Annotated in this window: 12 protein-coding genes and 1 tRNA gene; 4 read left to right on the forward strand and 9 right to left on the reverse strand. The window is 66.4% G+C overall.

The features are described from left to right. Positions 1-113 precede the first annotated feature (113 nt). Positions 114-815 (reverse strand): anti-sigma factor, encoded by a 702-nt coding sequence (locus AC5Y7E_RS23180; protein WP_499918445.1) that lies wholly within the window; start codon positions 813-815, stop codon positions 114-116. After that, positions 812-1,375 (reverse strand): ECF RNA polymerase sigma factor SigK, encoded by a 564-nt coding sequence (sigK, locus tag AC5Y7E_RS23185; protein ID WP_499950876.1) that lies wholly within the window; start codon positions 1,373-1,375, stop codon positions 812-814. The genes AC5Y7E_RS23180 and sigK overlap by 4 nt, the downstream gene beginning before the upstream one ends. 296 nt (positions 1,376-1,671) lie before the next feature. Between sigK and AC5Y7E_RS23190 the strand changes: the two genes are divergently transcribed. From AC5Y7E_RS23190 to AC5Y7E_RS23200, 3 genes are all read left to right on the forward strand, one after another. After that, a complete protein-coding gene (locus AC5Y7E_RS23190) occupies positions 1,672-2,340 on the forward strand; it encodes a fasciclin domain-containing protein (protein ID WP_499950877.1) in 669 nt (222 codons plus the stop codon). Positions 2,341-2,451: 111 nt separating this feature from the next. After that, positions 2,452-4,200, forward strand: a complete 1,749-nt coding sequence (locus tag AC5Y7E_RS23195; protein WP_499950878.1) for a cytochrome c biogenesis protein DipZ — start codon at positions 2,452-2,454, stop codon at positions 4,198-4,200. Between the two features lie 115 nt (positions 4,201-4,315). Next, on the forward strand, positions 4,316-4,894 hold the full coding sequence (locus AC5Y7E_RS23200) for a fasciclin domain-containing protein (protein ID WP_499950896.1): 579 nt from the start codon (positions 4,316-4,318) through the stop codon (positions 4,892-4,894). Between the two features lie 39 nt (positions 4,895-4,933). Here the strand turns inward: AC5Y7E_RS23200 and AC5Y7E_RS23205 are convergent, their stop codons facing one another. Together AC5Y7E_RS23205 and AC5Y7E_RS23210 are read right to left on the reverse strand one after the other, a co-directional pair. After that, positions 4,934-5,869 (reverse strand): anti-sigma factor RsbA family regulatory protein, encoded by a 936-nt coding sequence (locus AC5Y7E_RS23205; RefSeq protein WP_499950879.1) that lies wholly within the window; start codon positions 5,867-5,869, stop codon positions 4,934-4,936. A 174-nt stretch (positions 5,870-6,043) separates the two neighbouring features. Next, complete coding sequence (locus tag AC5Y7E_RS23210; RefSeq protein WP_499950880.1) at positions 6,044-6,865, reverse strand: helix-turn-helix transcriptional regulator; 822 nt, start codon at positions 6,863-6,865, stop codon at positions 6,044-6,046. A 311-nt stretch (positions 6,866-7,176) separates the two neighbouring features. On the opposite strand from AC5Y7E_RS23210, the gene AC5Y7E_RS23215 reads away from it, so the two are divergent. Further along, positions 7,177-7,878, forward strand: coding sequence for a GAF and ANTAR domain-containing protein (locus AC5Y7E_RS23215; RefSeq protein ID WP_499950881.1), 702 nt, complete (start codon positions 7,177-7,179; stop codon positions 7,876-7,878). A 103-nt stretch (positions 7,879-7,981) separates the two neighbouring features. On the opposite strand, the gene AC5Y7E_RS23220 is transcribed toward AC5Y7E_RS23215, so the two are convergent. The 5 genes from AC5Y7E_RS23220 to AC5Y7E_RS23240 all read right to left on the reverse strand — a co-directional run bounded on the left by AC5Y7E_RS23220 (position 7,982) and on the right by AC5Y7E_RS23240 (position 12,382). Then, positions 7,982-8,054 (reverse strand) — tRNA-Ala (locus AC5Y7E_RS23220). Positions 8,055-8,104: 50 nt separating this feature from the next. Further along, positions 8,105-9,163 carry a divisome protein SepX/GlpR gene (gene sepX, locus AC5Y7E_RS23225; protein WP_499950882.1) on the reverse strand — a complete coding sequence of 353 codons (1,059 nt, stop codon included), beginning with the start codon at positions 9,161-9,163 and terminating at the stop codon, positions 8,105-8,107. A 213-nt stretch (positions 9,164-9,376) separates the two neighbouring features. Beyond that, positions 9,377-10,030, reverse strand: coding sequence for a GNAT family N-acetyltransferase (locus AC5Y7E_RS23230; protein ID WP_499918457.1), 654 nt, complete (start codon positions 10,028-10,030; stop codon positions 9,377-9,379). A gap of 20 nt (positions 10,031-10,050) precedes the next feature. Next, positions 10,051-11,340 carry a molybdotransferase-like divisome protein Glp gene (glp, locus tag AC5Y7E_RS23235; RefSeq protein ID WP_499918458.1) on the reverse strand — a complete coding sequence of 430 codons (1,290 nt, stop codon included), beginning with the start codon at positions 11,338-11,340 and terminating at the stop codon, positions 10,051-10,053. 130 nt (positions 11,341-11,470) lie between these two features. Continuing rightward, on the reverse strand, positions 11,471-12,382 hold the full coding sequence (locus tag AC5Y7E_RS23240) for a UTP--glucose-1-phosphate uridylyltransferase (RefSeq protein ID WP_499918460.1): 912 nt from the start codon (positions 12,380-12,382) through the stop codon (positions 11,471-11,473). Positions 12,383-12,391: the final 9 nt, after the last annotated feature.

Genomic DNA, 12,391 nt, shown 5'->3' on the forward strand with positions numbered 1-12,391 from the left:
CAGACAGCTCATCCCTAGAACGACAGATCCGTCGGGGGATACGGCAAGGGCTCTCGATTGGGGGACGCGATTAGGACGTTCGCCTCGACGCAGATGGGCATGGACGGCGTTGTTCAAGTCAACGGCAGCGTGAGCAATGGCGAGGTGGTGGGTTGGCTCGACCCTCGGCCGGGTTCCTTGGTGAGCGCGAATACCGTGCTGTGTCCGAGGTCCCCGATCACCGCGGTGGTCGATGGCTTGACGGTGTCGGTGTCCATGGTTCCTGCGGGGCGGGGCCCCTTGGGATCTATAAGCCACATCTCGTAGACGCTGCCCGAGTGGGGCGGGGGCACGTTGTTCATGACGATGACGGCCGCGTTGCTGTGTTGGGATGACAGCATGGTCACGGTGCCGCCGCCGGGAAGTTGGGCGGTGGCGGTGCGAAGGTCCGGCGCGGCCAACACGTGTTCAGTCGTCGATGACGGCGGCGCCGGGCGCAGCGCCACGGTGATGCCCGTTGCGACCACCGCGGCGATGATAGCGGCTGCCGCCGCCAAAACCGCTGCACGCCAGTAGGTCCTACGTGGACTGGCCGGCAGGGCAACTTCGTTGAGTATCTTGGCTCGCAGCGCCGGCGAGGGTTCCAGCCGAGTCGTATCGGAGAGCGCCGCCATCGCCTCCCACACCGCCCGCACCTCTGCGTAGAACTCTTCGGCTTCAGATGAGGGGGCTGCGGCCACACGTCGTTCGATGTCCTCGCGTTCGCTGTCCGAGACAGCGTCCAGGGCGTAGGCGCTCGCCAGTTCGAGCAGCGGGGTGTCCATTGGATCGGTCATGGGATTTCCAAACAACGACGTAAGGCTCGCAACGCGTCGCGCATCCGAGATTTGACGGTCGAGGGGTTCTGCGTGAGCTGCTCCGCGACCTGGACGTAGGTCAGGCCTCGATAGTAGGCCAGCTCGATGCACTCGCGCTGCGTCGCAGTCAGCGCGTGGAGGCAACCGAGTACGCGATCACGCTCTTCGCGGGCGAGCGCCGTGTCCGCCACCACGTCGCTGGGGCGCTCGACATGGCTGGCACCGTAACGCGATTCGCGCTCCGTGGCGGCCTGCTCGGATCGGACCCGATCGATGGCGCGCCGATGCGCCAGCATCAGCATCCATGCCAGCGCGCTTCCGGCGGCTGGGTCATAGTCGCCGGCGTTGCGCCAGATCTGCAGATACAGCTCCTGGGTCGTTTCCTCGCTGTAGTTGGCATCACGCAGGATCTTGAAGATCAATCCGAACACCCGTGCGCGGGTCCGGTCGTAGAGCTGCGTAAACGCGTCGACGTCGTGCTCGGCGACACGGCGCAGCAACGCGTCGAGGTCGCCGCCGGTGCGCGCCGAACTGCCCATGGCGCGATAGCGTATCGGCTTTCGCGTCCGACGCTGCGCGTGCCGGGGCCGTGGCGCCATCCTGCGTGCCGAATTCGGCGCAGCACTGCCGGTCGCGTCCCCAGACCATGTCGTGAGGCTGGACCGCGTCATCGGTCTGGTTACGGCGGATCGCATACCCGGTATTCGGCGCCGAACGGCATCCGGATGCAGACTTGCGCGGCTCGGACCCATCCGCGACGGCGACGTTTCCGAATGACTCATGACCGACCAACGATGGCGGCGCTGGGCCGCCCACCACGAAGGAGCCGAACGCAATGAGGAACGCTCGGGCAAGATCAGTCGCTGCCGCTGGCATGGCGGCGGCGGCGCTGGTAGCCGGCTTATCGGCATGTTCATCGAACAACTCGGCGTCTGGGACGACCACGGCCAGCAGCACGGCCGGCAGCATGGCCGCGTCCGTGACGACGTCCGTGACCGCCGATCCGGCGGCCGATCTGGTAGGCGCGGGCTGCGGGGACTACGCCAAGCAGAATCCGACCGGCCCCGGATCGGTCGCGGGCATGGCACAGGATCCTGTCGCCACGGCCGCCTCGAACAATCCGATGCTCGCGACGCTGACGTCGGCGTTGTCGGGCAAACTGAACCCGCAGGTCAATCTCGTCGACACACTCAACAACGGCCAGTACACGGTCTTCGCGCCGACCAACGCCGCTTTCGACAAACTGCCGGCGGGAACCATCGATAAGCTCAAGACCGACGCGGCGATGCTGAAAAGCATCCTGACGTATCACGTGGTTCAGGGGCAGACGAGTCCCAGCAAGATCGACGGCACCCATGCGACGCTGCAAGGCGCCAGCCTGGGCGTGACCGGCCAGGGCAACGATCTGAAGGTCAACGACGCGGGGTTGGTGTGCGGAGGGGTGCACACCGCAAACGCGACGGTGTACATGATCGACACGGTGCTGATGCCGCCCAGCCACTGAGTCCGCACGCCCACCAACCAAAGGCAGCCGGGCACAGCCCGGCTGCCTTTGGTCTGCCGTCGACTCGACCCGTCAGGCCATCCGCGAGCGCTCCGGTAACGAATATCGGTCATGGTTACTCTTGCGTTGGTCGGCTTCCTCGGAGGCTTGATCACCGGCGTCTCGCCGTGCATCTTGCCGGTGTTACCGGTCATATTCTTCTCCGGCGCCGACCAGGGCTACCCCAGCCAACGACAACATGCGCCCGAAGATTCCGGCACGTCGGTCATGACGAAAACGGCTCTCGCACAACGGTTCCGGCCCTACTGGGTGATCGGCGGCCTCGTGTTGAGCTTCAGCGCCGTCACGCTCGTCGGATCGGCGATGCTGTCCCTGCTGCACTTGCCGCAAGACGCCGTCCGATGGGCCGCGCTGGTCGCCCTGGTCGCGATCGGGCTCGGCCTGATCTTTCCGCGGTTCGAGCAGCTTCTCGAGAAGCCCTTCGCGCGCCTTCCCCAAAAGCAAACGCGTAACTACGGCAACGGATTCGCGCTCGGCCTGGCGCTGGGCGTACTCTACGTGCCCTGCGCCGGTCCCGTATTGGCCGCGATCATCGTGGCCGGCGCAACAGCGAAGATCGGCACCGCCACGATCGTGCTGACATGCGCTTTCGCGCTCGGCGCGGGACTCCCCTTGTTGTTGTTCGCGCTGGCAGGTCAGCAAGTGGCGCAACGGGTGAGCGCGTTCCGGCGCCGCCAACGCCAGCTTCGCATCGCTGCGGGGATCGTGACGATCCTGCTCGCGGTGGCGCTGGTCTTCAATTTGCCCGCTCTGCTGCAACAGGCCATTCCCGACTACACGAGTCCGTTACAGGACAGAATCGCAAGCGATCACCGAATAGAAGAGAAGCTGAACTTGGGCGGGATCGTGAACGACGAGAACGCGCAGCTGTCACACTGCACCGACGGCGGCGCGCAGCTCGAAAGTTGCGGGCCCGCCCCCAGTCTCAAGGGCATCGTCGGCTGGCTCAACACACCCGGTAATCGACCGATCGACTTAAAAGCCTTGCGCGGCAAGGTTGTGCTGATCGATTTCTGGGCCTATTCGTGCATCAACTGCCAGCGCGCCATCCCCCACGTCGTCAACTGGTTCAAGGCCTACCACGACAATCTCGAAGTCATTGGCGTGCATACCCCCGAGTACGCGTTCGAGAAGGAGCCCGCCAACGTCGCCAAGGGCGCGGCAGACCTCGGCATCACCTACCCCATCGCGCTCGACAACGGCTATGCGACGTGGACCAACTACCGCAATCGCTACTGGCCGGCGGAATATCTGATCGACGCCACCGGTTCGGTGCGACACATCAAGTTCGGTGAAGGTGGCTACAGCAACACCGAGAAGCTCATCCGGCAGTTGATCGTCGACGCCGACCCAGGAGTCAAGCTTCCGCCCCCGCGAGACACCGCACAGGACAACCCCCCGCGGCAAAACACCACCCCCGAGACGTACTTCGGCGTCGGCAAGGTGGTCAACTATCGCGGCACCGGCCAATATGACGAGGGCGCAATGGTATTCGACTACCCACCGCATCTTCCCGCCGACAGCTTCGCCTTGCGCGGCCCGTGGTCGCTGGATTACCAAGGCGCAACAGCCAACAGCGACGAGTCCAGCATCGAACTCAACTACCACGCCAAAAACGTCTATCTCGTCGCCGGCGGGACGGGCACCATCACCGTGACCCGAGGCGGACAGTCAAAAGCCATAGCCATCGCCGGCCCGCCGACATCGCACCTGCTGGTGGCGGACGACCACACCCAAACCGCGACGCTGCAGGTGCGCCTCACCAAGGGACTCCAGGCGTTTTCCTTCACGTACGGCTGATCGACGCTCGTCAATCCCCTGACCAATCCGAACCCGCCGCGGCTCCGAATCACCGATGCCACTGCGAACACGGCGCATGGCTGTCGACCAGAATCAAGGAGCAAACACGATGAAGATGTCCAAATCGCCATTGACGGCCGCAGGCCTGACCGCGGCGACCATCGTTGGATTTGCCGTTGCCACCGCACCGATGGCAACGGCGGCTGACTTAGTCGGACCCGGATGCGCAGACTATGCGAACGCACATCCCGCCGGACCCGCCTCCGTGCAGGGGATGTCGCAAGACCCCGTCGCGGTCGCAGCTTCCCACAACCCGATGCTCACCACGTTGACCGCCGCGGTCTCGGGTCAGCTCAACCCACAGGTGAACTTGGTGGACACCCTGAACAACGGCCAGTACACGGTTTTCGCACCGACCGATGACGCGTTCGCCAAGTTGCCGGCCTCGACGATCGAAGAACTCAAGACGAACTCCTCGATGCTGACCAGCATCCTGACCTACCACGTCGTCCAAGGTCAGATGAGTCCGGCCAAGATCATCGGCAGCCACAAGACCCTGCAGGGCGCCGATCTGAACGTCACCGGCCAGGCCAACACCCTGAGCGTCAACAACGCCGGTGTGGTGTGCGGCGGGGTGCCTACCGCCAACGCGACGGTCTACATGATCGACACCGTCTTGATGCCGCCGGCCTGACTTCCCACCGGCAGTCATGCCGCACCGGCCGCGACGCCGCTAAGTGGCGATGGCCAAATAGGCTTGAATCGTCGTGCCGATCGCGGTGGTATGCGTCCGTACGAGGTCGGCGACCGCATTCACCAGCAACAGGCCTCGGCCGCCCTGCGCGGTCGGTTGACGTTGGCCGCCGAGGGGATCGTCGAACCGGCCGGTATCGCTGGCCTCGCAGACGAGATGGCGGCCGTGCTGCCACAACGCCAGGCGGCAGGCGCTGCTGGTGTGTTGCAGGCTGTTGGTGGCCAGTTCGGTGGTGATCAGCAGCAAGTCGCTGATCCGCCTGCTGGGCAAGCCGAGCCACGTGGCGTAGCTGACAGCAAACGACCGCGCGAGGTTCAGATCGGCGAGGCGTTCGACCGTGTAGGTCCGTGCCGCAGGGTTGGTGGGCAGCGGCCGATTGTAGCGAGCCAGCGCCTCTTTGGGCGCGTAGTCGTCGCTGTCCACCGACGCCCCGTCCTGCAACAGCAGGGGGTGGGTAGCGCGGGCGTCGGCAAGTGTTTGGGCGTCGAGCCGGCCGGCGTTGTACGGGCATAGGCCGGTCACCTCGTAACCGTCGAACGCAAGATTGCACAGGGCTTCAAGCCGCACACAGGCGGGATACTCAAGCTGACTGCGCCCCGCCCAGACACATTCGCCGACCAAGCGCACCCGTCGACCCGGATACTTTGCGACGAAATTGCCGAACAGCCCGATCATGCGCCCCGGGTTGCGGCCCACCTCGGCCATATCGACCAGCGTCACCCCGGCGGCGTCGGTGCCCAGTGCGTCGTGCAACACATCCAAGTTGTATTTCGGCACAGCAACCAAAACCGGCTCATCGTTCGCCAAGCCGTCGACGATGTAGGGTGCGGTCGAATCGATGTAGTGCTGTTCAGAACGATAGAACAACGCCTGATGACGTACGCCGCGTGCGCCGGCAAATGGATCGTCGATCATCAAATCCGTTGTACCTCAACTGCACTCGCGCTGCGGGCAACCCCCGCGACGACTACGCCGTCGGCGCCCGATATCCCAGTACCGTCACCTGCACGGGACCTCCCGGGAAGGCGCGAACCGCCACCAGAGGAGAATCCGGTCGAGTCGCTTGCCGTCATTCGCCTGAGTTACCGTCTAGCCGCGGAGTGTGTCGTGGGGGCTTTGTCCGTATTGCTGGCGGTAGTAGACGCCGAAGCGGCCCAGGTGGCTGAATCCCCACCGGCCGGCAATCTGTCCGACCGTGGTCGTCAGCCGGTTTCCGCGAACCAGGTCCAGGTGGGCGTAGTGCAGGCGCACTGTGCGCAAATATTCGGACGGCGTGCAGCCGCGGTGCTTGCGGAACATCAGTTGCAGCGCGCGCGGGGTCACGTATATGTGGCGGGCGATGTCGGCGGTCGAGATGTCGATGTGAGCGTTGTCGTCGATGTAGGCAATGGCTCGCCGCAACAGCACCGGCGTCGTGTCGTGGCGATCTTCGATCGTCGGTTCGAACTCGGCCGTGTTGGGGAACGTCGCGAGCATGGTCGCTGCGAGATAGCGTGCGACGACGCCGGAGATCAACGGACTCGCCGCCGCGTGCGGGTTGGTGACAACGTCGCGCGTCACATGGTCGAGGAACGAGACCAAATGAGCGTTGGCCGCCGATGAAACCGGCATGACCCCTGTGAGTTTGACCGATTCGGACGTGCCCGATTTGGGGGCTGTCGCCGCCACAGAGTCCAGCAGAGGCCTGTCGATCAATACCGTCTGGAACTCGCCGGTGAGGACCTTTCCGCTGAACGGAAGCCCTTGGCGCGCCGCGACCGCAGTCGCCGTCCCCGGCTGACACAGACTGGCGCCGTAGCCGGGCTGCTGATGTACGAGCGCACCAGATTTGACCCGACACAACACGATCCCGTCCATCGGCTCGCCTTCGTATTGGAAGGCGTAGGTGTAGCGGAGTTCGTCAAAGGCCATCGACCCCAGAGTCGAGCGGACGGCCCGAGTGTAGGTCGGTCGATCCGATGCCGCCCCAAAACGCATGCTTGAGTAATTCGCACTGAGAACCTCCTCGGCTTCGCCGAGGTCGGTCGTGTCGACCAAGACAGTGCTCACCGCGCGCCTCCCGAGCAAGACGAACCGGATTCGTCCCGAACGATGTACGCAGCATCCTCGATACGAACCGCAAGGACGAGCGACGAATGCTTTGTTCCCAACGCCGATCATGCTCCGAAACGGCGCTAGCGTCGATCCCAAGACGGCGCGTGATCACTGAGGAGCAGGTCAGAGTGTCGACGGCTGAAATCCAGGGCCAGGTGCATCAACGCATCGCTGAATTGTCCCGCAGGTTGCACGGTCCGCGGCAGGCCGCCGATGCCGTCGCCCAACTCATCGTCGATTCCGCCGCCAACGATGTTCCGGGCGCGCAATACGCCGGAATCACCCTCGCCACATCACGACGTGTGCACACGCCTGTGGCGAGCCATCCGTACCCCGCGATCCTCGACGAGATCCAGCAACGGCACCGGCAAGGACCATGCCTCAGTGCGGCCGCGCACCAACACACGGTGCGCGCCGACGACCTGACCACGGATACGCGCTGGCCGCTCTACCGGCGCGATGCTTTGCGGCGGACGCCGATCCGGTCCATCCTGTCCTTCCGGCTGTTCACCTCTGACCAGACGATGGGAGCTCTCAACGTTTATGCCGACCGGCCGCATGCTTTCACGGTCGAGGCCGAGGAGATCGGCTATGTCCTGGCGACCCACGCGGCGCTCGCATGGGACGCCGCGCGCCGGGAGAATCAATTCCAGAGCGCATTGGCCAGTCGGGACATGATCGGTCAGGCCAAGGGCATCCTGATGGCGCGCTTCAACATCAGCGCCGTCGCGGCGTTCGAACTGCTCAAGCGCCTGTCTCAAGACCGGAACGCCAAGTTGACCGACATCGCCAGACAAATCGCGGGCCTTACCAATTTCGACGACCTCTGATCTCGGGTGACGAGTTGCCCGGTTCGTCTGCGACCAGCGCCCAATGCGCGGTCGCACGGCGGACTCTCCGGCGGCATGCATGCGCTGAACTGCTCAAACTCTGTGGAGCTAAGGGGAATCGAACCCCTGACCTACTCGATGCGAACGAGTCGCGCTACCAACTGCGCCATAGCCCCTGACCGCTAGCAGGCTACCAGCCGCGGCACCAACCGCCGAACTGCGAGCGCTACTCGCCGACCGCGCGCGGCAGGTCCCGGGGCCAGCCGAAGGTCCGCATCGCCATCGCGTAGTCCAGGTGCTCGAAGACGGGGTCCTCGTCGTCGATCTCCAGGACCACCGCGCCGGGGCGCCGCAGCCGCGACGGGATCACGTCGTAGTCGCGGTCGTAGGCGTTCTCCACGCCGAGTCGCGCCCGCGCCATCCGCTTCATCCGGCGGTGCCGCACCTTCTCCTCGATGCGCGTCTGGCGGCGGAGGTAACCCAGGTAGAGCAGGGTGATCGCGGTGGCGCTGCCGCACGCCCACCAGGCCGCCGGCGAGACCTTGAAGGCCGCGGTGGCCGAGCCGATCAGCACGAGCGCCATCGCGATCAGGACCTTCTTGCGGAAGGCGTACTTGCGCGCGCTGACCGCGGCCGCGGTCTTGGTGTCGAACCGGCGCCGCCGTGCGGCGTTGCGCGGCATCGGCGCCGGCGCCTCGTCGTCGGCGTCCTCACCCTCGGCCGCGGGCTCCAAACCGGACGAGTCCTCGACGTACTCGTAGCGGTCCGCGTCCTCGCCGCCGCGCTCGGCGACGGCCTCGGTGTCGGCCTCGTCGTCTTCGACGGGTTCGACGTCGGCCGTGTCCGCCTCGGCAGCAGAACCACTGGCGCCCACCGGAAGTACGTGAGAGTCCTCGACGACGTCGACATCGAGGTAGTCGGGTTCGGTCGGCTCGGCGACCGCCATCCGCATCGCGACCGGGCGCTGGCGGCTCAGCTCGTCGGTGTCGGCGTCGTCCGCCACATCATGGTCGCGGTCCTCGTCCTCGGAAAAACGCTCGTCGTCGAGGTCGGTGTCGGTCGAGTCTTGCGGCGGCGTCCAGTCGGGGTCGCTGCGATGCCCGGCGGCCGGACCGCTGCGCTTGATCAGCCGGGAGTTGCCCCCGCCGTTGAGCACCCGGGTCGCCAACGCCACGTCGCTGGTGCGCCGCACCGCGTCGCGTTTGCTCACGAGCATCGGCACCAAGACGAACAGCCATAGCACCACGAGCGATATCCACAACAATGACTGCGGGATGCTTGGCATGTTGACCTGCTCTCTTCGGTGTCCATCGCCCGCGAAGCCCATCTCTGACCGACGCGGCCGGGTCCAACTAACCAGGACAATTACACACCTGTAATTTGCCTCTCACAAGCACCATCAGTCACTCGTGTCGCGCCAGTCCCAGAACGGCAACGATTTGGACTCCTCGGCCGCCGCGGGAGACCCCGGGAGCGGACGGCCTCGCAACGGCCAGGGTCACACCCAGCTGGCGTTTCCGGCGCGCACCAGCGTCGATGCCACCGATCCGCTCACTTCTTCGGCGGTGATGGCCATCAGCAGATGATCCCGCCACGCCTTGTCGACTTCCAGGTAGCGCTGCAACAGGCCTTCCTGGCGGAACCCGACTTTTGCCAGCACCGCGCGGCTCGCGGCGTTTTCCGGGCGCACGGTGGCCTCGACGCGATGCAACATCACCGGGCCGAAGCAGTGATCCAAGCCCAGCGCCAAGGCCGCGGTGGCCACGCCGCCGCCGGTGGCCGAGCGCGGCACCCAGTAGCCGATCCACGCCGAACGCAACGCGCCGTGGGTGACGTTGCCGATGGTCAGCTGGCCACAGAACTGGCCGTCGAGTTCGATGACGTAAGGCAGCATCCGCCCCTGCCGCGCCTCGGCACGCAAACCAGAACACAACGCCGGCCACGCCGCCACCGCGTGGCGAGTCGTCCAATCGCCCTCGGAACTGGGCTCCCACGGTTCCAGATGCGCGCGATCGGTCAGCCGGATCCGGCTCCACTGCGCGCCATCGCGCAACCGCACCGCCCGCAACCGGACGACGCCGGCCGAAACCCGAAGCGGGCCAACGCTCATGGGCCAACCGGGATGACGGGAATTGGAGCGCAACAGGTTCACCGGGTACGCAGTCTTTTCGCTCAGCCGCGCTGAGCCAGGAAGGCGACGTCGACGATCTCGCCGGTGCGAATCTGCTCGGCGCCGCTGGGCACCACGACCAGACAGTTCGCTTCGGCGAGGGTGGCCAGCAGGTGCGACGACGCGCCCGGGCCGCCGCCGAGCGCCTGCACCAGATACTCGCCGCTGTCCTGGTCGCGCATCAGCTGGCCGCGCAGGAAGCCCTTGCGCCCGGCCACCGACGTGATGGGTGACAGCGTGCGCGCCTGCACGATGCGGCGCATCGGCTGACGCTTGCCCAGCGACAACCGAATCAAGGGGCGGACCATCACCTCGAAAACCACAAGTGCGCTCACCGGGTTTGCCGGCAACAGGAACGTCGGAACGCCCTCGCGGCCCAGCTGCCCGAAACCCTGGATGGATCCCGGATGCATGGCGACCCGCACGACCTCCAACTCGCCGAGCTCGGCGAGCACCTGGCGCACCGCCTCGGTCGCGGCGCCCCCGACCGCGCCGGCGATCACGATCACCTCGGCTCGATTGATCTGGCCCTCGACGATCTCGCGGAGTTCGCGGGGGCCGCCGCTGACGATGCCGACGCGGTTGACCTCTGCGCCCGCATCGCGGGCCGCGGCCGCCAGCGCGTAGGAGTTCACGTCGTAGACCTGCCCGTTGCCCGGGGTACGCGAGATGTCGACCAGCTCGCCGCCCAGCGCCATGATCGTCACCCGGGGACGTGGGTGCACCAACACCCGTTCGCGGCCGACCGCGGCCAGCAGCCCGACCTGCGCCGCGCCGATCACCGTCCCGGACCGCACCGCCACGTCGCCGGGCTGGACGTCGTCGCCGGCGCGGCGCACGTAGGCGCCCGACGGGGCGCCCCGCAGAATCCGCACCCGCTGGGTCCCGCCATCGGTCCAGCGCAGCGGCAGGACCGCGTCGGCCAGGGTCGGCAAGGGGGCCCCGGTCTGCACGCGCACGGCCTGGCGCGGCTGCAACCGGCTAGGCGTGCGCGAACCGGCCTCGACGGTGCCCATCACCGGCAGCACCAGGCCCTCGCGCCCGTTGCCCTCGCCGGAATCGTCGAACGGTCCCGGCAGACGTTCACTGCCCACCTCGCCGACACCGATCACGTCGACGCTGCGCACCGCGTACCCGTCGATCGCGGCCTGATCGAACCCGGGCATCGGGCGTTCGGTCACCACCTCCTCGGCGCACATCAGTCCCTGCGCCTCGGCGATCGCCACACGTATCGGCCGCGGGGCCACCGCGGCCGCCGTGATCCGGGCCTGCTGCTCTTCCACCGAACGCACAGCGCGCCTCTCTGCCCTCAAACCCGGCGGGCGCCGCGCATCGGGCGACCCGCTCACTGCGCAGGCGGGGCATCCCCGCCCGGGACCGCTACGCGCTCCGCCGGCCTCCGCCAGCCGGGTGACCGCCCGGCTAGTGTTCGGCCAGGCCCAATCGCGCCACCAACCACTGCCGCAAATCCGGGCCGTAGTCGTCACGATCCAATGCAAAGTCAACCGCAGCCTTGAGGTAGCCGCCGGGATTTCCCAAGTCGTGTCGAGATCCGCGATGCACGACCACGTGCACCGGGTGGCCCTCCTCGATCAGCAAGGCGATCCCGTCGGTGAGCTGTACTTCGCCGCCGGCCCCACGCTCGATGCGGCGCAACGCATCGAAGATGGCGCGGTCGAGCACGTAACGGCCGGCCGCGGCGAACAGCGACGGCGCGTCCCCGGCCGGAGGCTTCTCGACCATGCCGTTGACCTTGAGCACGTCGGGATTGTCGTCGTCGGGAATGGGTTCGACATCGAAAACGCCGTAGGCGCTGACCTCCTCGGGTGTCACCTCGATGGCGCACAACACCGTGCCGCCGTAGTGGGCGCGCACCTTCGACATCGTGCCCAGCACGCCGGTGGGCAGCACCAGGTCGTCGGGCAGCAACACCGCGAGGGCGTCCTCGTCGTCAGCCAGCCGCGACTCCACGCAGCCGATCGCGTGCCCCAGCCCCAGCGGCTCGCTCTGTACCACGGACTCGACCTTGATCAGCTGCGGCGCGCGGCGGACTTTGTCGAGCATCGCCGTCTTGCCGCGTTCCTCCAACGTGCTTTCCAGCACTAGGTCCTCGACGAAGTGCGCGACGACGCCATCCTTGCCCTCGGAGGTGATGATCACCAGCCGCTCGGCGCCGGCCTCGGCCGCCTCGGCGGCCACCAGTTCGATGCCCGGCGTGTCGACAACCGGCAACAGCTCCTTGGGGACCGTTTTGGTCGCCGGCAAGAAGCGGGTCCCGAGACCCGCGGCGGGCACGACCGCAGTGCGTGGCACCACCACGTGTGGGCTTGACATTGTTCACAC

This window comes from Mycobacterium sp. NGS17, assembly GCF_059813205.1.